This window comes from Oceanobacillus jeddahensis (assembly GCF_000750635.1).
In the GTDB taxonomy this organism is placed as follows: domain Bacteria; phylum Bacillota; class Bacilli; order Bacillales; family Amphibacillaceae; genus Oceanobacillus; species Oceanobacillus jeddahense.
Genome location: NZ_CCDM010000001.1, coordinates 1701655 through 1721145 on the forward strand (window position 1 = coordinate 1701655; position 19491 = coordinate 1721145).

Genomic DNA, 19491 nt, shown 5'->3' on the forward strand with positions numbered 1-19491 from the left:
CATGGTACTGGAGAGCATGTTCATACTGAGATAGCAAGATATATATGCTCATTCTTAGGTGCGAAAGTTGAGTTCATAAGTATGGATAAAAAAAGAGATTTTAAGACTTGCTATTTTTTAGCAGAACATATAAGATAGGTGAGTAATATTACAGTTTGGTTACAAAATGAAGTTATTTATGTGACAAAGTATGTTTTATTTCGAGTTTTTAGCACAAATGATAATAAATAATAGGAGAAGTGAAAAGCCATGAATAAACCGCATATTGTAATAGTAGGAGCGGGTTATGGAGGTATAATGACAGCAGTAAAGCTTCAGAAACAGCTTGGAAAGAATGAAGCAGAGATTACGTTAGTTCATAAATATGATTATCATTTTCAAGCAAGCTGTCTGCATGAAAATGCTGCTGGTACATTACATCAGGATCACTCCAAAATAAAAATTAAAGATATCATCAATCGTTCCAAAATTAATTTTATTATAGATGAAGTTGTTTCAATCAAAAGAAATTCTAAAAAGATTAAGCTTAAAAATAAGGAATTACACTATGACTTACTTGTGATCGGTCTTGGTTTTGAACCTCGGGCAGAGGGGACTCCGGGACTGGATGAACATGCTTATTCTATTACCGATATTAACAGTGCCCGTTTTGTCCGTGAACATATCGAATATAATTTTGCCAGCTATGCGAATGCTATTAAAAAGGATGAGAGCAGTTTAAATATCGTGATTGGCGGTGGAGGAATTCTTGGAGTTGAATTTGCCGGAGAGCTAATTAATCAAATACCAGTAATATGCAGGGAATATGATATTGAGAAAACACAAGTTCATCTGTATATGCTGGAGGAAGGTAAGTCTTTTCTGCCAGGTTTTGATGAGAAATTGGTACATTATGCAGCCACATCTTTGCAATCCAGAGGAGTAGAAATGATCCATAATGCGAAACTGAAAGAATGTCAGGCTAATAAAGTTATTTATGAATCAGAAGGAAAAGAACATACTATTTCTGCAGCCACTTTTATTTGGACTGGCGAGGTGCAAGCTAATCCTGTATTTGAAAAAGCAGGACTGATTTTGAAAAACAAAAAAATAGAAATTTATCCCAATATGCATACCACAATAGATGATTCGATATTTGTTGTTGGAGAATATGCCTACGCTGTGGATGAAAACGGTGAAGAAGTTCTCCCAACAGCAAAAAAAGCATTGGAAGAGGCTGCTGTAGCTGCCAAAAATATCGCTTCAAAACTCAGAAACAAAGAACTTATTTCTTGCCGTCCAGTCAAGCAAGGGGTGCTTGCAACGTTAGGACGAGATGACGGAGTAGCAGCTATACAAAATAGAAGAGTATTTGGCTGGAAAGCAGTATTAGTAAAACGAATTTCTGACAATTATTATTTATTTCAATTAGGAGGATGGCAGTTATTGCTGAAAAAGGGAAACTTTCATTTGTTATAAGTAATATTGCTAGAAATATAGTGACAAAAAAGCAAAGGTTGGCAGATGCTGCTTTGCTTTTTTGTCATTTTAAGATAAAATGTGCTTTGTATGCATCCTTAGAAAGGACGGAGGGAAGAGAATGGTTCAACTTGTTGTATCTGTTGTATTGTATTTTGTTATCTTTTTTGGTATTGCATTTATATTAAATATGTTATTAAGAAAAACATGGCTGATGGCGTGCTTATATCCGGTTCTAATGATATTTATTATAGATAATGTTTCTTTTTTCAGCTATTTCACCAGTCCGGGAGAATCTTTTTCGGCGCTTGGAGAGCGAATTGTCGCCTTAACCGTTGCTGACATTGTGATTTTATTATCTGGTTTTATCGGAACGGTTGTATCTGGTTTTGTTATCCGGTTTTTAAGAAAAAGCGGTTATCAAATGTTTTAAAACAATGAAATGCTATTACATAAAAAAGCAGAAGAGCAAACGCTATTGGAAGCGTCTGGTCTTCTGCTTTTTATTAATAAGAAAAGAGCGGTGCGAGAGAGAAGGCGATAATAATTCCTGTGATGGCACCAAAAAATACTTCTATTGGCTGATGTCCCAGTAATTCTTTCAGCTCTTGGATTTTTTCATTTTCTTTCTTTTTACTCCAGCCTTTTGCGCTGGAAGTAATTAGTTGAAAATCACGAACGAGCTGGTTAATAACAATTGCTTGTTCACCAGCCTGCCTGCGTACTCCGGAAGCATCAAACATCGTAATGACACTAAATATACAAGCAAGTGCAAAGACACTTGAAGATACTCCCTCTGCAATTCCGATGGCAGTGGCTAAAGAAGCAACCGCTGCGGAGTGACTGCTGGGCATACCTCCAGTACTAAAGGCAAGTCCAGGCTGAAATTCTTTAGTGAAAAGCAGTTTAATCGGTATTTTTATCACTTGTGCAAACACGATGGCAGACAATGCAGCCCATAATGGAAAATTCGTTAATAATGTCATGTATGAGGGTACTTCCTTCCTGAATAACGTATCAATTTTTTGTTATCTTACTATAGGCTGTATCAGATTAAAAGAAAGCCCAGTCAGCCCACCACAGTCATTTTTGATCTTACAGGTTGAAACTACATGTACTGCTGAAAGTTATTTAATAATCGTATCTAGTGCAATTTCCATCATTTCATGGAATGTTGTTTGACGTTCTTCCGCTGTTGTTTCTTCACCGGTGATAATATGATCAGATACCGTGAGAACAGATAATGCTTGACGACCATATTTCGCTGCTAATGTATATAGTGCAGTAGATTCCATTTCGATAGCAAGTACTTGGTATTTAGCAAGCAATTCATTAACTTCCTTTGCATTATCCCGATAGAAAGTGTCACTTGTAAATACATTTCCGACACGTAATTGCAAACCTTTTTCTGTACCAGCTTCGTAAGCATTTTTTAATAACGTAAAGTCAGAAATAGGAGAATAATCAATGCCGTTAAAAACAAGCTGGTTCATTTGTGAATCTGTCGTGGCAGCCTGTGCCAGGATAACATCGCGTACATTGACATCTTTTTGGATTGCTCCACATGTGCCGACACGAATGAGTTTTTTGACATCATAGCTTTGAATAAGCTCATTTACATAGATGGAGATAGAAGGCACTCCCATGCCTGTTCCCTGTACAGAAACGCGTTCCCCTTTGTAAGTTCCTGTATAACCGTACATACCTCTGACCTCATTATAAAGTTTCGGGTCCTCTAAATAATTTTCAGCGATATATTTTGCTCGCAAAGGGTCTCCGGGTAATAGAATTTTATCTGCTATTTCTCCTTGTTTTGCTCCAATATGTACACTCATCTCATATACCTCCATTATTAGTTTCATCCTTAAGATAAAGGTATCACAAAGTTTTTTGAAAAACAAATGAAGCTAATTCCACAAAAAAAGTATATTTATATTTCATATTTCGTGATTTTTGTATATAATAGAACATAGGTTTATGTGAATTAAATAATTTGGTACATAAACGATACAGGTTTTCAAAAAAGAAAGGATGTTGTATATAATGAAAGCACAAACATTTAAAATTACTGCAGAAACTGGGGTCCACGCACGTCCAGCTACTTTACTGGTGAATAAAGCCGGTCAATTTGATTCTGAAATTGAAGTTAGCTATAAAGGTAAGAATGTTAACCTTAAATCCATTATGGGTGTGATGTCTTTAGGAATTCCTAAAGGTGCTGAAATTGAAGTAAGTGCTGATGGGAAAGACGAAGCTGAAGCGTTACAAGGTATTTCTGACGTAATCAAAGAACATTTAGGTGAATAATTTTACAATATGTATAAAAGCGTCCTGATTTCCGGGGCGCTTTTATACATAGATTATTTGGGGAAATTGTCTTCAGAAAGGTGTGAATGTTTTATGATGCCATTCCTTTATTTTCCGGAAGATAAAATGGAGTATATTCCTGCAGCGATATCATTGCTAATTTTTATTGCATTGGCAGTAGTAGTTATGCGGTGGGTAATGAAAAAATCAAAGAAAGATCAGGAACGTTTTGAGCAGGAATATCATGATGTATTAAAGCAAACACAAAAGAATAAGAATGTGACAAATACCTCCTCTAATCAATAAGATTTGAGGAGTTTTTAATGATTAAAAAATAGCACCTTTGCTAAAACTATGGAAAAAGGCAAAGGAGCTTACTGATGCGAAGATGGAATAAAAGATTATTGATAATTTCTCTGCTGATGCTGTTTCTTTTATCAGGATGCTTGTTACCGCATGAAAACTCAGAAATGGTGGAGATGTATAATGCAGATGGGGACCGTGTGGGGACAGCCAGATTGAATGAAACAGACGGCGGTGTATCTGTAAATGTTGAAGTAGAAGGGTTAAGCCCTGGTTTTCATGCGATACATGTCCATGAATACGGAAGGTGTGAAGCTCCTGACTTTTCCTCCAGTGGTAGTCACTTTAATCCAGATGGTAAAGACCACGGTCTATTGCTGACGGATGGACCGCATGTTGGAGATCTTCCAAATATTGAAGCGGATGAAAGTGGAAATGTTCAGGAAGAATTAATTATTGCTGATGCGACATTAAAACAAGGAAAAAACAGCTTGATTGCGAATAACGGCACCTCTTTAATTATTCATGATGGGGTGGATGACGGCATGAGCCAGCCAGCCGGTAACTCAGGAGACCGGATCATTTGCGGAGTGCTCAGCGAAGATGCTGAAAGTGGTGAAGAGCAGAATGCCCCGACAGATCCAACAGAAAACAATGATAAACAAGAGAATGAAGAAAATGGATAAAAGGACATGCTGTAAATCGATCAGTTGAAAGTATCATTATCTAACCTCGAAGAAATAAGAAAACTGCCTTCCAATCAGGAAAGGCAGTCTTCTTGTTTTCGGTTTAATTTAAGAATTTCTCCATGATTCCACGGCATGGATAATCCGTTTTACACCTTCTTCAATAGTAGCACGGGGACATGCCACATTAATGCGCATAAAAGCGTCTCCTTCGTCCCCATAATCCTGTCCGGCATTTAAGCCGACACGTCCTGTATCAATCATAAATCGATTTAATTCTTTTTTATCCATATTTAATTCAGAGCAATCTACCCAAACAAGGTATGTTCCTTCTGACTTTGTTACTTTTAATTCTGGTGCTTCCGCAGCAAACCTTTCTTTAATGTAAGCAGTATGGCTTTGAACAACCTCCAACAGCTCTTCTAACCAGGGCTCTCCATGACGGTAAGCAGCTTCCATTGCCGTTACAGCCATTCCGTTTAAGGAATTATTTAACCCTTGACGAAGAAAAGCTTTTTCCAGTTTTTGTTTATTCTGCTTATTTGATGTTATCGCATAGGAAGCTTGCAAGCCGGCTAAATTAAATGTTTTAGATGGAGCCATACAAGTAATGGTTTGATCAGCGATTTCTTCGGACAAACTGGCGATTGGCAGATGTTTATGTCCTTTAAAAACTAAATCGGCATGAATTTCATCGGAGAAAATCATGGCGTCATATTGTAAACACAGCTCTGCCATTTTACGAAGTTCTTCTTCTGTCCAGACACGTCCTACCGGATTATGCGGAGAACATAAAATAAATGCTTTCACGCCGCCGGCTAGCTTGTTTTCCATGTCCTCAAAATCAATGGTATAGTAATTATCCTGATACACTAAAGGATTTTTTACAATTTCACGGTCTAATACGTTGATAATATTATAAAAAGGAGTATATACAGGTGTTTGGATCATAACCTTATCACCTGGTTCTGTGAATGCTTGTAATGCCATATGTAGCGTGTTGATTACGCCAGGGCTGTAGTTTAACCAATCCGCTTGGATAGCCCATCCATGGCGATTTTTAACCCAATCTGTAATAGAAGATGTAACATCTTCATCAATTACGGTATATCCATAAATTCCGTGTTCAGCACGTTTGATTAGCGCCTGATTCACAGCTTCTGGAGCTTTAAAGTCCATATCAGCTACCCACATTGGCAGAACATCTTCTGACTGGAATTTCATTTGCAGCATATCCCATTTCATGGATTTTGTTTGTTTACGATCATGTACTTCTTCAAAAATACTCATTCTTTTTCTGCCTCCTTACATCATTCATTTTTCTATTATAACAAAGATTTTTAAAAAATATAGAAAGCAATGTTAAAACTTGTTTAATGAATAACTGTTTTAGAGCAAAAAAAAGCAAAGCGTTATACGCTCTGCCTACAGGGGGAATACGAGAAAGCCTTACAATTATAGTAATACCCGCTGTAAAAAAGAATAAACCAAAAATCTAAAAAAAACTTTTCATTTTTTTGCGGATAAATAAAAACTGGCATTCACTCCTTTTCTGAGCGAATACCAGTTTTTCAAAGTTTATCACGGAGAACCGCCCGTAAAACTCCCGCCTCCAAATAAAGAGCGAAAATAAATTTATTTAGGCGGGAGATCAGGTGAGCTAACTCCCACTAAATGAAGTTTCGTTTTATAATCTTTTCTCAAGCTCTTCTTTTTCTGCTTCAAAACCAGGTTTGCCTAGTAATGCAAACATATTTTTCTTATATGCTTCTACACCAGGCTGGTCAAATGGGTTAACGCCAAGTAAGTAGCCGCTCACAGCACATGCTTTTTCAAAGAAGTAAACCAAATAGCCGAAAGTATAAGCATCCAGCCTTGGTACTTCGATGATCAGATTTGGAACATCTCCATCTGTATGTGCTAATAATGTTCCTTGGAATGCTTTGTCATTAATTTCATGAATACTTTTACCAGCCAGATAATTTAAGCCGTCTAAATCATTTTCTTCTTCGTCAACCGTTAAATTTTTCTTGGCTTCATTTACATGAAGAATGGTTTCGAAAATGTTTCTTCTTCCTTCTTGAATATATTGTCCAAGAGAGTGTAAATCTGTTGAGAAGTTTGCGGATGACGGATAGATCCCTTTTTGATTTTTTCCTTCACTTTCCCCAAACAGTTGTTTCCACCATTCAGAGAAGTATTGAAGAGCCGGCTCATAATTAATGAGTAATTCAGTTGTTTTCCCTTTTTGATACAGGATATTTCGAACCGTTGCATATTGATAAGCCGGGTTGCTGTATACATCTGGAGCAGCCAGGTCTTCCATTGCATTTTGTGCACCTTTCATCATGGCATCTATATCAATATTGCTGGCTGCGATTGGTAGTAGCCCCACTGCCGTTAATACCGAATAGCGTCCCCCGACATCATCAGGGATGACGAATGTTTCATAACCGCTTTCGTCCGCTGTAGTTTTTAAAGCGCCTTTTCTGCGATCTGTTGTTGCATAAATACGTTTTGTCGCTTCTTCTTCGCCATATTTTTCTTCCAACAGCTTTTTGAAAATACGGAAAGCAATTGCAGGCTCTGTTGTTGTACCGCTTTTAGAGATAACATTAATAGAGAAATCTTTGTCTTTTAGTAAATCCGTCAGCTCACTCATATAAGTGGAGCTTAAGTGATGACCAACAAAAATAACCTGAGGTGCTTTTCTTTCTTCTGAAGAAAGAAGGTTTTGGAAAGAATGGTTCAGCATTTCTAAAGCTGCTTTTGCTCCAAGATATGAACCGCCAATCCCGATTACAAGAAGAACATCAGAGTCATTTTTAATTTTTTCCGCACTTTTCTTAATACGTGCGTATTCTTCCTGATCATAATTTCTAGGCAGGTCAATCCAACCTAAAAAGTCATTACCTGCACCAATTTTTTCATGGATCATTTGATGGGCGCGTAATACAAATGGAGATAAGTTTTTAATCTCTTCTTTATCAAAGAATGAAAGTGCTTTATCATATTTGAAAGATACATGTGTCATAGATCTTTCCCCCTTTAATTTTGCTTCCATATATGTCTCTACTTTAAGCTATTAATGTGATGAAATCAAGAAGAAAGACCTGAAGCACTTTCACAAAAAGAGAGAATAAATAGCCGGAAAATAAGACAAAGGATACGAAAAACCGCTAAAATTAAAAGCTTTTTCAGACAATATTCTTGCCTTTTTTTTTAGGTGTCTGAAGAAAAAGCAGATAGCATAAAAAAACATCCAAGTACGAAAAAAATTCATACTTGGATGTTTTCCTTACTTATTTTGTGTTTGGTCGATCCAGTCTTGTAATTTATCTTTTAAAATATTAAAACCGCCTGAGTCATTTTCCGAATCATTGTTTTTTGTAACATTTTCCTGTTTTGCAGTTTCTTTTGGAGCTTCTTCTGTAGCACGGATAGATAACGAAATTTTTCCTTTTTCTTCATCAATTTGGATGACCTTTACATTAACTGTGTCGCCAACACTTAAGTGGTCGTTAATGTCTTTTACATAGCCATGCATAATTTCGGAAATATGAACTAATCCCTGCGTATCGCCATCAATTGCAACAAATACACCATAAGGCTGAATGCCGGTTACTTTTCCTTCTATCACTTGACCAATTTCTACGTTTGTATTCATATTAAACATCTCCTATATCTTTTTCAATTCTGTTATAAGCTATCCAAAGCGGATGGAAAAAGAAAAAAACAGCTTTTATTTCGGATAATCGTCTGGAAATCTCCCGCTTAAAAATAGAAAGTGGAAATCAACTCATTTAGGCAGGGGGTAAGCTGAGCCCTCTGGCTGATCTACTTGAATCTCAACTGCTTTCCTTTCGTGGAAGAAAGTCGTCCAGGCGGGATGTCCCGATTCATGAAACTCTCCTCTAACTTCAACTATGAAGCTAGTAAATAAAAGTCTTTTTCAACATCTTTTGAACACATACTTTTTTTCACAATAAATTACTATACCATAAACTATAGGAAATGGCTAATCAAGTAATGTTTATTATCTGGCAGTTTACCGTTTGCCAAGGCTGATAAGTATATCTTTTTCTTCGAGGACAAACGTTGCTTTTGGCTGAAATATATAGTCTTTCTCACGGAGAATACCGATCACTAAAAAACCTTTTTTTAAGAAAGGAGTGACAGCTTCTAAATATGTTTTTCCTATAAGTGAATGAGGCACAGACTGATGGATAAATTTTTGCTGGTTAAGGAGATGGTGGATATCTTCAAATGGTGTCGCTTTCATCTCCGGATCTAATTCATGAAAAAACAGGCTGCTCATAAAATCATTTGACCGGATAATCGTAGTTGCTCCTGCACGGGCTGCATTATCAATTTGCTTTTTAGACAGAATTTCCGAAACGATAGGGACATCCGGATGGTTTCCGCGGATAGCAATCGTAGCCAGGATTGTATATGTATCTGATTCATAATCCGTTTTTTGATTATTTGCAGAAACAAACACACAGGAAGCTGCTTTGATATTTGCCATATTTAAAATAGCATCTTCCGTAGCATTCCCTTTAATGTAGTGAACCGGTAATTTAGTGTAAGCAAGGTTATTTAAAGTCTGATCAATAATAACAATTTTTTTATTTGAATAATGATGAATGATTAAATCAACAAGCTGACGGGTTCGTTCATTAAAGCCAATAAAAATATAATGATTCTCCCCGTGAAATGCAAGTTTTCCTTCTTGTGATTTCTTTTCGCGTTTTATTGCAGTAGTTGATAAAGAAGCAATATAAAATGCAATAAGTCCGCCGCCGCTGAGTATCAAAAACGCAGCGAGAAGCCGCCCTAATATGCTTACAGGGACATAGTCGCCGTACCCAACAGTTGCTCCCGTGATCAGTGCCCACCAAATACCATCGATTATTGTAGGAAAACGTTCCGGTTCAATTAAATAAATAAGGTATCCAAAAATTGGTATAGTAATCAGTACAAGAAGCAACAGTTTCAGGATGTTAGGTAACCGGTAATAAAGCAGTTTAAGAAGACGCTCATTCATCAAAAAATTCCTCCAATCCATTTTTCTTAGTATGTGCTGATGGAAGGGAACGTTATTCGTTAAAATAGAAGCAGTAACTGTAAGCAGTTTGGAAAAAGAATTTTACGATATACTAAAAAACATCGAATCCTGAATGGAAATCGATGTTTTTTAGTAAGTTTTGTTTTATCATGGAGAACCGCCCGTAAAATTCCCGCCTCCAAATAAAGCGTAAGAATGAATTTATTTAGGCGGGAGATCAGGTGAGCTAACTCCCACTGAATGAAGTTTCGTTTTATATTGCTTTTAACGTTTCTTTCATGCTCTCATAAACGATAGTCCAATTATCCTGGTTATCACGATAAGATTTTGAAATAAATCGATGCATTTGTTTTTGTTTTTCTTGAAAGTCGTCTGCATCGTTAGGCGGCAGCTGCTGGCGTGATTCATCTATATGTGCCTGGATTTTTGCAGCTCTTGGTCCCCATTTGCCAACTTCATTTCCCTCTGTGTCAATAAAGATGATAATAGGGATAGATCTGGCTGTTCCGTTTGTTAAATATTGATCCATTAACTCCAGATTATTATCTCGAAGCAAGGCCTTAACAGGCATATTTACAGCTTCTGAAATTTTAAGAAGAATTGGCATGTTTAACATTGCATCGCCACACCAATCTTCTGTAAGAATAATTGCTCTTAAATTTTTGCTTCTTACTTCTTCAAAAAAAGCTTCATCAGCAGGTAATGAAAAATTATCATAGATGTATAATAAATCCTCTTTATTTACTTTCATTGCTTCAATATATTCATCTGGGTCAAGTCCTTTTTCATACCATTCATTCAATGACATCTATATCCCTCATTTCAATTATTTGATATAGTAAGTTTACCTTTTTCTGTAGAATTGGTAAACAAAAGATACCCTTTAGGAAGGATAAAGAGGAATTTATCATAACAAAACGCTTGTAAAAATCTGCCTCTAAATAAAAAGAGAGAATAAATTTATTTAGGCGTGAGATAACAGGGCTGACTCCCACTGAATGAAGTTTCTTTCTAATGGGGAGGTATAAAGAGTACAATAAAAAAGGACGCTATAAACTTTTAACACATAATGGTTTTAAAGAGGCGAACAAATGACACATATTTATTGGAGGTTATTGTATGGCAGATACGCAATACGATTTTTTAATGGAATTACTTAATACCCCTTCTCCATCAAGCATGGAAATGGCAATTCAAAAGAAATGGATTCATTATGTTAAAGAATATGCTGAAGAAATCAGGACAGATCATGCCGGCAATGCGATGGCAGTGTTAAATCCGGATGCTCCATTTAAAGTGCTTTTAGCGGGGCATTGTGATGAAATAGGTTTAATTATTCAGCGCATTGATGAACGCGGCTTTTTATTTTTTGACAAAATGGGCGGTATCAATCCAAAAGCAGCTGTTGGTATGCGGGTGACCGTATTAGGATACCAGGAAACTTTTACTGGAGTTATTGGTGTTAATGCGCAACACCAAGGCGGCATTAAAGGTGATTTTGATGTGCAAGACTTGTACATTGATTGTGGCTTTCAATCAAAACAAGAAGCACTTAATAAGGTTCAGGTTGGCGACCTCTGTGTATTTAAAACAGAACCCGAAATTTTACAAGATCGTTATATTTCAGCAAGAGGATTAGATAATCGTACGGGAGCTTTCATGGTCGCTGAAGTCATTCGCAGGCTTTCTAAAAAAGATTTGCCGATTGGCGTTTACGGTGTAAGTACTGTTAATGAAGAAACCAATATGGGCGGAGCATATTTTGCAGCCTCAGGTATAGAGCCGGATTTTGCAATTGCAGTGGATGTGACTTTTGCAACGGATTATCCAAATGTGGATAAGAAAAAGCAGGTTGACGTTCATTTGGAAGGCGGACCAGTATTAGCGAAAGGGGCTCCAATTCATCGTAAAATCAATCAATGGTTAGAAAAAGCAGCTAAAGAAAAATCAATTCCTTTACAGTATGAATTAACACCGCAGGCGACAAGAACAGATGCAGATAAAATACGCTATACAGGTAAAGGCGTTCCTGTAGCTCTCGTATCTTTACCGCTCAGATATATGCATTCACCTGTAGAAACAGTGAGTAAGAAGGATATGGAGACAGAAATTGAATTGTTAGTTACGATGCTTGAAAACTTAACTGGAAAAGAAGATTTAAATCCACTACATGATGAGGTATAAAATTATATTGAATTAAAAATTATTTCTTGCAAAAAAGATTTTATGTGGTATACTGAAATTAATTAAATATTCGATTCCAATCTTCGGGGCAGGGTGTAATTCCCGACCGGCGGAAATAGTCCGCGAGCTGTACTTTGTTACAGTTGATCTGGTGAAATTCCGGAACCGACAGTGAAAGTCTGGATGGGAGAAGATGTCGAGCTTATTTTTATTATATGATGCGTGTATACCTGTGCGTATTTATTTAGCGATGACTTAACACCCTAAAGCCCCTGTAGCTTTAGGGTTTTATTTGCTTACAGGATAAAAAATAGTATCGGACCTTCATCACGAGTTGGAATCGGAAAAATGATGGAGGAGGTAAGCTGATGCAAAAGAATAAGAAAAATCAGCTGCTAAAGTTAATTATTATCGCATTATTAAGTACAATTTCACTCGTGTTATTTTTTATCAATTTTCCACTACCATTTTTACCAACACCATATTTAAAGGTAGATTTCAGTGATGTTCCTGCGTTAATCGCATCATTGATATTTTCTCCGCTTGCCGGGGTGCTTGTAGTTGGATTTAAAAATTTGTTATATCTGGCAGTTTCAGGATCTGGAGAGCCGATTGGCGTTTTATCTAATTTTGTGGCAGGGCTGATGATCGTTTTACCAGTTTCTCTTATTTATCATCGGATAAAAGGGTTGAAAGGTCTTATTACAGGGCTGGCAACAGGTACTGTTATTATGGCGGTCGGTATGAGTGTACTCAATTACTATTTGATATTACCGGCTTACGGCTGGTTTATGGGCTGGGAAATGTCCGAGCAAATGAAGTGGATTGCAGTTATTGGCGGTGTATTGCCATTTAATATCATCAAGGGAATTTTTATTGCTATTTTATTTATCCCTTTATTTAATAAAATGAAAAGCTGGATTCAGCAGCAGCGAACCAGGTTTATATAAAATAAAAATGCAAAAAAGCAGCGACTTGAAATAAGCCGCTGCTTTTTTGCATATATAGGTTTTTATTTGCTTCCAGCTGACTAGTCCGTATCGGATGCTTCTTCTACAAGAATCCGGGCAGTAGGAGAAGCATTCAGCCTTTCTTTCGGAATAGCCTTACCAGATTTTTCACTGATTCCGTACGTGCCCTCTTCTATTCTTTGTAAGGCATCATCAATTTCAGTCAGCTCTTCTTTTCGCATTTGATCGAGCCCGGCATCCCGCTGCTGTTCAAACTGTTCGGTTCCCAAATCAGCTGGATGATTATTGACAGAAGCGAGTTCATCATCTTGATTAATATCTGATTCTGTATGCGCTTCAGCCTCTTTTTTCATGTCTAAAAGCTTTTTCTTAAAAAAAGTGATATCTTCTTCGGTTAGATGTTCAGCCTGCATGATTTATCCATCCTTTCTTTATGATTACATACATGCTTTACAATAATCCGGAAATCAATAAAGAGAGACCTAATAAGATACCATATATCGTATTAGTTTTTGCTGTTTTTGCCATTGCTGGCATCATTTCAATCGCTTGAGTCTTTCCTTTAAACGCTTTTATTACACCAATAGCCGGCGGAATACTTAATAAAGTAAGAAAAGACCATAGAGGAAGAGCTCCCGTAAATATTAGAATAATGGTTATAGAAAATGAAACAATAAACAAAATAGCCAGCAGCTTAATGGAATTTGGTCTGCCGAGAAGTACGGCAATTGTTTTTCTTCCTCCTCTTTCATCTCCATCCCGATCCCGGATATTGTTAGCAAAGTTAATGCATCCAATAAATATGGTGATTGGTATAGAAATCCAAATCATTTCCATTGTGACGGAATCCGTTTGAATATAATACGTAATCCCTATAATTACGGACCCCATTAAAACACCAGAGAATAATTCTCCAAAAGGTGTATAGGAAATGGGAATAGGACCTCCAGTATATAAATAACCGATTGCCATGCAAAATAAACCAATAATTGCAATCCACCAGCTGGAGACGATACATATGTAGACCCCTATTCCAATAGATACCGCATAAAAAAGGAGAGCAATATTACGAATTCGTTTTGGATGCATGCCATCACGGACAATAGAACCACTAATACCGACAGACTGATCATTATCTAATCCACGCACAAAATCGTAGTATTCATTAAACATATTCGTAGCTGCTTGTATAAGTAAAGAAGCGATCATCATTGCAAAAAATAGTAACCAATTGATAGCACCTTCGTTAAAAGCAATCATTGTCCCGACAAAAACAGGAACAAAGGAAGCTGTTAGTGTATGCGGCCGGATTAACCGCCACCACTTATGAAAACCTTCCCGTTCATTCAATAATTTTTTTATATCAGCCGAATTATTTGTACTCATGATAGGCTTCCTCCTAAAAAACAATATCGTATTTATTTTAGATAAGTGGTATGAGCGTGTCAAACCTATTTTTTGAGGAGAATCAGCCGTTATCGACTGAAAATTAGAAAAGCTAAGCAGTTTTTCACGAATTAGAAGGCTTTTCTTGAGAAAGTAACCAAAAGGGCATAAAATAAGAGGGGATATTAAAAATACCCGTTAGATTATTTGAAGATATTCAAAAAGACCATTGAAAATAATGCTATTTTTATTGATCTTTTGAACACATACGATTACGGAGGTTTATCGTGATGATGGAAGTAAAAGAAAAACAGTTTACTGCTGAATTGGAGGCTGCCTTAGAGTCTGTCCAAACAGATCAAAAAGATAAACTGTTTAGTTATACGGAAAAAATAAATCAAGTCAATTTATATAGATTCTTAGAAAAAGCAGTTCAATTAGCGTTTCCTCGTACATTTTGGTCTAGTGCGAATGAGGATTTTCAAATGGCAGGAGCAGGACATGCTTTTGAACTGTCTGCAGAGGTATCTGGATCTCGCTACGATCAAGTTGAGCAGGACTGGAATGCCTTATTAAGTGATGCCATCATTTATAATCCTTATCACACTTCGGGAACTGGCGTTGTGGCATTAGGAGGGTTTTCTTTTGACCCGCTTAAACCGCGAACCGCATTATGGAGAAACTTTCCGAGCAGTCACTTTTCCATTCCTAATTATATTTTAACGCAAATAGATGGTGATTATTACTTTACGATAAATCGTTTCATTAGCTATGAGGATAGTTATGCATCTCTATTGGAAGAATTACAAAATAATCGTCAGACATTATTGGATAATAGGGGGCAACAAAACGATACATCCGTATTACGTATTCAGCATAAGAAAGAAATTGCTCCTGACCAGTGGAAGAAAACGATAAAAAAAGCCACGGATGTTATGAAAAATACATCCATTGACAAAATAGTGCTTGCGAGAGAAGTTCGTTTACATTTTAATCAGGCAGCGAATATATCAGATATTCTGAAACATCTTGTAGATACACAGTCCAATTCATATGTATTTGGTTATGAAATGGGAGGAGATTGCTTTATTGGAGCAACACCGGAGCGGCTTGTGAAGGTGAAGGATGATGAAGTATTGTCAACTTGCTTAGCCGGGACAGCGCGACGTGGAACAACAGTTGAAGAAGATGAACAAATCGCAAGCAATCTCTTTGAAGATTCTAAAAATCGTAAGGAGCATAACTACGTCGTACAAATGATTCGCAGTACAATGGAAACATATTGTTCAGAGGTCAGCGTTCCAGATGAACCGGTTGTGCATCAATATAAAACCCTGCAGCATTTATATACCCCGGTCCGTGCAAAGCTCAAAAAAGAGCATGGTATTTTTTCCATTATAAGTGGTTTACACCCAACGCCAGCGGTTGGAGGAACGCCAAGACAGGATGCGTTAGCGTTTATCCGTGATAAGGAATTATTAGACCGGGGCTGGTATGGAGCACCTATTGGATGGATGGATAGTAATAATCATGGAGAGTTTGCTGTAGCCCTGCGTTCGGCACTTATTCAAAAGGATGAAGCTTCCTTATTTGCAGGTTGCGGAATTGTAGAAGACTCTATTCCTGAAAGTGAATATGAAGAAACGAAGATTAAATTAATGCCAATGCTATCGGTTTTAGGAGTGGATTAAAAAATGAATTACACAGAGAGTTTAACACGTTATACGGCAAACTTTGTTGATGAATTAGGCAAAAACGGAATCACCGATGTCGTTATATCCCCCGGCTCCAGATCCACCCCTTTAGCATTGGTGTTTAGAGAATATTCATCGATCAAAGAATGGATTGTTATCGATGAGCGGTCAGCGGCATTTTTTGCGTTAGGATTAGCAAAAAAATCCAATCGACCAGTAGCTTTAGTATGTACGTCAGGAACAGCTGCTGCAAATTATTACCCTGCTATTGTAGAGGCTTTTTACAGCAGAGTGCCTTTACTTGTTTTAACTGCAGACCGTCCACATGAATTACGTCAAGTTGGTGCGCCGCAAGCCATCGAACAAATTAAAATGTATGGAGACTATGTAAAATGGTTTCATGAAATGGCTGTACCTGAAGGAACACCATCTATGCTGCAGTATGCGCGTCAAAAAGCTTCACAGGCTTTTGCTTATGCAGAACAAGGAAATAAAGGCCCTGTTCAAGTGAACTTCCCATTTAGGGAGCCCCTGACGCCAGATTTTACACTTTCAGATATTTGGGGAGTGGATAGAAGTAAAAATAGCTCTGATATAAATAGATTAGAAGGTGTAAAGTATTTAGCCGATCAACACGTTGAGGAGCTTGCAGATCTTTTTAGAACTTCTCCAAAAGGTCTTATTGTATGCGGTCCGGAGATGAATGAAGATTTTTCAGAATGTGTGTGTGACTTAGCTAAGGCTTGGAGTATCCCGATTTTAGCTGATCCTCTATCACAGGTCAGGACAGGAATGCATGATAAAAGTCATGTGATCGAAGGGTACGACGCTTTTTTACGTGATTCTGAAATACGGGAGCGGCTGCAGCCGGATTATATTATTCGCTTTGGAGCGATGCCGGTATCAAAAGCATATTTGTTTTATATAAAAGAACATCACCATATTCCACAGTTTGTGGTAGAGAAGAATGAAGGGTTCCGTGATCCTTCTGGCAATCATACAATCTATATTTATGCTGAGCCAAAACAATTGTGTAACCAGCTGATTGAAAAAGCGGCAGACAAACAGAATAGTGTAGAATGGCTCCGTAAATGGCAGAGTTACAATCAAATTGCCAAGGATCATTTATTAGCGGGTGAAGAAGCACAAATTACAGAAGGAGAAACTGTCCGGGCAATAGCAGATGTTATTCCTGATCATACAACTTTATATGTAGGGAACAGTATGGCTGTCCGTGATGTAGACAGCTTCTTCATGGTGTCTTCTAAAAACATATCTATTCTTTGTAACCGGGGAGCAAATGGAATTGATGGAGTGATTTCAAGCGCTGTTGGTGCAGCTGCATCTGGAGAAAGAGTGACACTGCTGATTGGTGACTTATCCTTTTTCCATGATATGAATGGGTTGCTGGTAGCAAAACAGTACCAGCTCCCGATTACAATTGTACTCGTAAATAATAATGGTGGGGGAATTTTTTCTTTCCTTCCACAAGCAGATGATAAAAAGCATTTTGAAGCGATTTTTGGTACGCCGGTTGATTTACCTTTTGAAAATGCTGGAGCGTTATACAATGCTGATTATAAAGTTGCCTCAACGGAAAGCGCGTTAAAAGTCCAACTTGAAGAAAGTTATCAGCGATCCGGTTTATCGATTATTGAAGTGAAAACAGACCGTGATGAAAATACTGCTTGGCATCGGGATAAATGGAATCGTATTATGGCAGAGATAAAAGAGGAGCAGGCATGAGCACAGATGGATTACAATATGAAATAATTGGTGAAGGAGCTCCGGTCCTGTTTTTACATGGATTTACAGGGACATGTGAGACCTGGAAAGAGGTTTGCTCTTATTTAACCAATTATCAATGTATTTTAGTGGATTTGCCAGGGCATGGGAAAACAAATAGCAAAATTTCTTCGATGAAAGATTGCTGCTTCTTGCTTACAAAGCTACTGGATAAATTAGGAATAAAAAAAGCTCATGTAGTTGGTTATTCTATGGGGGGAAGAACCGCGTTAAGTTTTGCGATGTATTACCCGGACTATGTTGCCACGCTTATTTTGGAAAGTTCCTCTCCAGGGTTAAAAGAGGAAACAGCCCGTCATGAGCGAAAAGAAAAGGATGACGAGCTTGCACAGCGTATTTTGGAAAATGGCATCGCAGCATTTGTTAATAAATGGCAGGAACTCCCTTTGTTTGCTACTCAAAAAAGGCTGCCAGCTGCTGTACAAAAACAAATCAGAAACGAACGTCTTTCTCAGAATAAGGATGGGCTGGCAATGTCTCTGCGGACAATGGGGACAGGAGCTCAGCCCTCGTGGTGGGAGGAATTGCCACAGCTTACCAAACCCACTTTATTAATCGCTGGGGAAGAAGATGAGAAATTTATTGTCATTAATAAGATGATGCAAAAAGACATTCCACAGGGGGAATTAATTCTTTGTCCGAAAGCTGGTCATGCCGTTCATGTGGAAAAATCGCGAAACTTTGGTAAAATGGTAGATGGGTTCTTAAGTGAAAATCATATCAACATTACTACATAAGCCCCGAGCTTGAAAGGAGTTATTAAGATGACAGTTGAATGGAAAAAAGTAAAGAACTTTGAAGAAATTATTTATGAAAAATATAATGGGATTGCAAAAGTAACAATTAATCGTCCGGAAAAACGGAATGCTTTCACACCGAATACAGTAAAAGAAATGATTGAGGCATTCACAGATGCTCGAGATGATTCTTCTATTGGAGTTATTGTGCTGGGCGGAGAAGGAGATAAAGCATTTTGTTCAGGCGGAGACCAGTCCGTTCGTGGTCATGGCGGTTATGTTGGCGGCGATGAGGTTCCACGTTTGAACGTACTTGATCTGCAACGTTTAATTCGTACGATTCCGAAGCCTGTAGTTGCGATGGTATCTGGTTATGCCATTGGAGGAGGCCACGTCCTTCATGTTGTTTGTGATTTAACGATTGCTGCAGACAATGCGATTTTTGGACAAACAGGACCAAAAGTGGGCAGCTTTGACGCTGGCTATGGTGCAGGATATTTAGCTCGCTTAGTCGGTCATAAGCGTGCGCGTGAAATTTGGTACCTATGCCGTCAGTATAATGCAGAAGAAGCCTATGAGATGGGATTAGTAAATACCGTTGTACCTTTAGAAAAATTAGAAGAAGAAACCATACAATGGTGTGAAGAAATCCTGGAAAAATCACCAATGGCATTACGATTCCTGAAAGCATCTTTCAATGCAGATACGGATGGTTTAGCTGGTTTACAACAGCTTGGAGGAGATGCAACGCTTCTTTATTACACTACAGATGAAGCAAAAGAAGGAAGAGACGCCTTTAAAGAAAAAAGAAAACCGAATTTCAAGCAGTTCCCTAGATTCCCTTAAGCTTGTGTTGAAGAAACCTTTGCAAATGAAGCAAAGGTTTCTTTT

At 37.7% G+C, this 19491-nt stretch carries 20 protein-coding genes and 1 riboswitch; of the genes, 11 read left to right on the plus strand and 9 right to left on the minus strand.

Going from position 1 to position 19491, the window contains the following annotated elements:
• Nucleotides 1-249 precede the first annotated feature (249 nt).
• Both BN986_RS07495 and BN986_RS07500 read left to right on the plus strand, forming a co-directional pair.
• Nucleotides 250-1458 carry an NAD(P)/FAD-dependent oxidoreductase gene (locus BN986_RS07495; RefSeq protein ID WP_040979032.1) on the plus strand — a complete coding sequence of 403 codons (1209 nt, stop codon included), beginning with the start codon at nucleotides 250-252 and terminating at the stop codon, nucleotides 1456-1458.
• Between the two features lie 121 nt (nucleotides 1459-1579).
• Complete coding sequence (locus tag BN986_RS07500) at nucleotides 1580-1891, plus strand: YuiB family protein (protein WP_040979033.1); 312 nt, start codon at nucleotides 1580-1582, stop codon at nucleotides 1889-1891.
• Between the two features lie 73 nt (nucleotides 1892-1964).
• Here BN986_RS07500 and BN986_RS07505 read toward each other — a convergent pair whose 3' ends face one another.
• Both BN986_RS07505 and deoD read right to left on the minus strand, forming a co-directional pair.
• Complete coding sequence (locus BN986_RS07505; protein WP_040979034.1) at nucleotides 1965-2444, minus strand: divergent PAP2 family protein; 480 nt, start codon at nucleotides 2442-2444, stop codon at nucleotides 1965-1967.
• 141 nt (nucleotides 2445-2585) lie between these two features.
• Nucleotides 2586-3293 carry a purine-nucleoside phosphorylase gene (gene deoD / locus BN986_RS07510; RefSeq protein WP_040979035.1) on the minus strand — a complete coding sequence of 236 codons (708 nt, stop codon included), beginning with the start codon at nucleotides 3291-3293 and terminating at the stop codon, nucleotides 2586-2588.
• Nucleotides 3294-3501: 208 nt separating this feature from the next.
• On the opposite strand from deoD, the gene BN986_RS07515 reads away from it, so the two are divergent.
• From BN986_RS07515 to BN986_RS07525, 3 genes are all read left to right on the plus strand, one after another.
• Complete coding sequence (locus BN986_RS07515; protein WP_040979036.1) at nucleotides 3502-3765, plus strand: phosphocarrier protein HPr; 264 nt, start codon at nucleotides 3502-3504, stop codon at nucleotides 3763-3765.
• A gap of 93 nt (nucleotides 3766-3858) precedes the next feature.
• On the plus strand, nucleotides 3859-4071 hold the full coding sequence (locus BN986_RS07520) for a hypothetical protein (RefSeq protein ID WP_040979037.1): 213 nt from the start codon (nucleotides 3859-3861) through the stop codon (nucleotides 4069-4071).
• 74 nt (nucleotides 4072-4145) lie between these two features.
• Nucleotides 4146-4754 (plus strand): superoxide dismutase family protein, encoded by a 609-nt coding sequence (locus BN986_RS07525; RefSeq protein ID WP_040979039.1) that lies wholly within the window; start codon nucleotides 4146-4148, stop codon nucleotides 4752-4754.
• 108 nt (nucleotides 4755-4862) lie between these two features.
• Here BN986_RS07525 and BN986_RS07530 read toward each other — a convergent pair whose 3' ends face one another.
• The 5 genes from BN986_RS07530 to BN986_RS07550 all read right to left on the minus strand — a co-directional run bounded on the left by BN986_RS07530 (nucleotide 4863) and on the right by BN986_RS07550 (nucleotide 10630).
• A complete protein-coding gene (locus BN986_RS07530) occupies nucleotides 4863-6044 on the minus strand; it encodes a MalY/PatB family protein (protein ID WP_040979040.1) in 1182 nt (393 codons plus the stop codon).
• A gap of 397 nt (nucleotides 6045-6441) precedes the next feature.
• The gene (locus BN986_RS07535) at nucleotides 6442-7788 is read right to left on the minus strand and encodes a glucose-6-phosphate isomerase (RefSeq protein WP_040979041.1); all 1347 of its coding nucleotides are present in this window, start codon (nucleotides 7786-7788) and stop codon (nucleotides 6442-6444) included.
• A 264-nt stretch (nucleotides 7789-8052) separates the two neighbouring features.
• Complete coding sequence (yugI, locus tag BN986_RS07540; protein ID WP_040979042.1) at nucleotides 8053-8421, minus strand: S1 domain-containing post-transcriptional regulator GSP13; 369 nt, start codon at nucleotides 8419-8421, stop codon at nucleotides 8053-8055.
• A gap of 381 nt (nucleotides 8422-8802) precedes the next feature.
• Nucleotides 8803-9801 (minus strand): potassium channel family protein, encoded by a 999-nt coding sequence (locus tag BN986_RS07545; protein ID WP_040979043.1) that lies wholly within the window; start codon nucleotides 9799-9801, stop codon nucleotides 8803-8805.
• Nucleotides 9802-10075: 274 nt separating this feature from the next.
• Nucleotides 10076-10630 (minus strand): thioredoxin family protein, encoded by a 555-nt coding sequence (locus tag BN986_RS07550; protein WP_040979044.1) that lies wholly within the window; start codon nucleotides 10628-10630, stop codon nucleotides 10076-10078.
• A 311-nt stretch (nucleotides 10631-10941) separates the two neighbouring features.
• Between BN986_RS07550 and BN986_RS07555 the strand changes: the two genes are divergently transcribed.
• Both BN986_RS07555 and BN986_RS07560 read left to right on the plus strand, forming a co-directional pair.
• Nucleotides 10942-12006, plus strand: coding sequence for a M20/M25/M40 family metallo-hydrolase (locus tag BN986_RS07555; protein WP_040979045.1), 1065 nt, complete (start codon nucleotides 10942-10944; stop codon nucleotides 12004-12006).
• 75 nt (nucleotides 12007-12081) lie between these two features.
• A riboswitch (FMN riboswitch) is annotated at nucleotides 12082-12205 on the plus strand.
• 169 nt (nucleotides 12206-12374) lie between these two features.
• On the plus strand, nucleotides 12375-12956 hold the full coding sequence (locus tag BN986_RS07560) for an ECF transporter S component (RefSeq protein WP_040979047.1): 582 nt from the start codon (nucleotides 12375-12377) through the stop codon (nucleotides 12954-12956).
• Nucleotides 12957-13036: 80 nt separating this feature from the next.
• On the opposite strand, the gene BN986_RS07565 is transcribed toward BN986_RS07560, so the two are convergent.
• On the minus strand, nucleotides 13037-13390 hold the full coding sequence (locus tag BN986_RS07565) for a TraR/DksA C4-type zinc finger protein (RefSeq protein WP_040979048.1): 354 nt from the start codon (nucleotides 13388-13390) through the stop codon (nucleotides 13037-13039).
• 37 nt (nucleotides 13391-13427) lie between these two features.
• On the minus strand, nucleotides 13428-14363 hold the full coding sequence (locus tag BN986_RS07570; RefSeq protein WP_040979049.1) for a 1,4-dihydroxy-2-naphthoate polyprenyltransferase: 936 nt from the start codon (nucleotides 14361-14363) through the stop codon (nucleotides 13428-13430).
• Between the two features lie 290 nt (nucleotides 14364-14653).
• Here BN986_RS07570 and BN986_RS07575 point away from each other — a divergent pair, with 290 nt between their 5' ends.
• From BN986_RS07575 to menB, 4 genes are read left to right on the plus strand one after another with little or no spacing between them, the layout of a single operon-like run.
• On the plus strand, nucleotides 14654-16054 hold the full coding sequence (locus BN986_RS07575) for an isochorismate synthase (RefSeq protein ID WP_040979050.1): 1401 nt from the start codon (nucleotides 14654-14656) through the stop codon (nucleotides 16052-16054).
• Between the two features lie 3 nt (nucleotides 16055-16057).
• Nucleotides 16058-17803, plus strand: a complete 1746-nt coding sequence (gene menD / locus BN986_RS07580) for a 2-succinyl-5-enolpyruvyl-6-hydroxy-3-cyclohexene-1-carboxylic-acid synthase (RefSeq protein WP_040979051.1) — start codon at nucleotides 16058-16060, stop codon at nucleotides 17801-17803.
• A complete protein-coding gene (gene menH, locus BN986_RS07585; protein WP_040979053.1) occupies nucleotides 17800-18600 on the plus strand; it encodes a 2-succinyl-6-hydroxy-2,4-cyclohexadiene-1-carboxylate synthase in 801 nt (266 codons plus the stop codon). Before menD ends, menH begins: the two co-directional genes overlap by 4 nt.
• Nucleotides 18601-18627: 27 nt before the next feature.
• On the plus strand, nucleotides 18628-19446 hold the full coding sequence (menB, locus tag BN986_RS07590; protein ID WP_040979055.1) for a 1,4-dihydroxy-2-naphthoyl-CoA synthase: 819 nt from the start codon (nucleotides 18628-18630) through the stop codon (nucleotides 19444-19446).
• Nucleotides 19447-19491: the final 45 nt, after the last annotated feature.

Excerpts from the sequence above, each read along its gene's own strand:
- BN986_RS07495 (WP_040979032.1), top strand. The coding sequence starts at position 250 with ATGAATAAACCGCATATTGTAATAGTAGGAGCGGGTTATGGAGGTATA.
- BN986_RS07500 (WP_040979033.1), top strand. The coding sequence starts at position 1,580 with ATGGTTCAACTTGTTGTATCTGTTGTATTGTATTTTGTTATCTTTTTT.
- BN986_RS07505 (WP_040979034.1), bottom strand. The coding sequence starts at position 2,444 with ATGACATTATTAACGAATTTTCCATTATGGGCTGCATTGTCTGCCATC.
- deoD (WP_040979035.1), bottom strand. The coding sequence starts at position 3,293 with ATGAGTGTACATATTGGAGCAAAACAAGGAGAAATAGCAGATAAAATT.
- BN986_RS07515 (WP_040979036.1), top strand. The coding sequence starts at position 3,502 with ATGAAAGCACAAACATTTAAAATTACTGCAGAAACTGGGGTCCACGCA.
- BN986_RS07520 (WP_040979037.1), top strand. The coding sequence starts at position 3,859 with ATGATGCCATTCCTTTATTTTCCGGAAGATAAAATGGAGTATATTCCT.
- BN986_RS07525 (WP_040979039.1), top strand. The coding sequence starts at position 4,146 with ATGCGAAGATGGAATAAAAGATTATTGATAATTTCTCTGCTGATGCTG.
- BN986_RS07530 (WP_040979040.1), bottom strand. The coding sequence starts at position 6,044 with ATGAGTATTTTTGAAGAAGTACATGATCGTAAACAAACAAAATCCATG.
- BN986_RS07535 (WP_040979041.1), bottom strand. The coding sequence starts at position 7,788 with ATGACACATGTATCTTTCAAATATGATAAAGCACTTTCATTCTTTGAT.
- yugI (WP_040979042.1), bottom strand. The coding sequence starts at position 8,421 with ATGAATACAAACGTAGAAATTGGTCAAGTGATAGAAGGAAAAGTAACC.
- BN986_RS07545 (WP_040979043.1), bottom strand. The coding sequence starts at position 9,801 with ATGAATGAGCGTCTTCTTAAACTGCTTTATTACCGGTTACCTAACATC.
- BN986_RS07550 (WP_040979044.1), bottom strand. The coding sequence starts at position 10,630 with ATGTCATTGAATGAATGGTATGAAAAAGGACTTGACCCAGATGAATAT.
- BN986_RS07555 (WP_040979045.1), top strand. The coding sequence starts at position 10,942 with ATGGCAGATACGCAATACGATTTTTTAATGGAATTACTTAATACCCCT.
- BN986_RS07560 (WP_040979047.1), top strand. The coding sequence starts at position 12,375 with ATGCAAAAGAATAAGAAAAATCAGCTGCTAAAGTTAATTATTATCGCA.
- BN986_RS07565 (WP_040979048.1), bottom strand. The coding sequence starts at position 13,390 with ATGCAGGCTGAACATCTAACCGAAGAAGATATCACTTTTTTTAAGAAA.
- BN986_RS07570 (WP_040979049.1), bottom strand. The coding sequence starts at position 14,363 with ATGAGTACAAATAATTCGGCTGATATAAAAAAATTATTGAATGAACGG.
- BN986_RS07575 (WP_040979050.1), top strand. The coding sequence starts at position 14,654 with ATGATGGAAGTAAAAGAAAAACAGTTTACTGCTGAATTGGAGGCTGCC.
- menD (WP_040979051.1), top strand. The coding sequence starts at position 16,058 with ATGAATTACACAGAGAGTTTAACACGTTATACGGCAAACTTTGTTGAT.
- menH (WP_040979053.1), top strand. The coding sequence starts at position 17,800 with ATGAGCACAGATGGATTACAATATGAAATAATTGGTGAAGGAGCTCCG.
- menB (WP_040979055.1), top strand. The coding sequence starts at position 18,628 with ATGACAGTTGAATGGAAAAAAGTAAAGAACTTTGAAGAAATTATTTAT.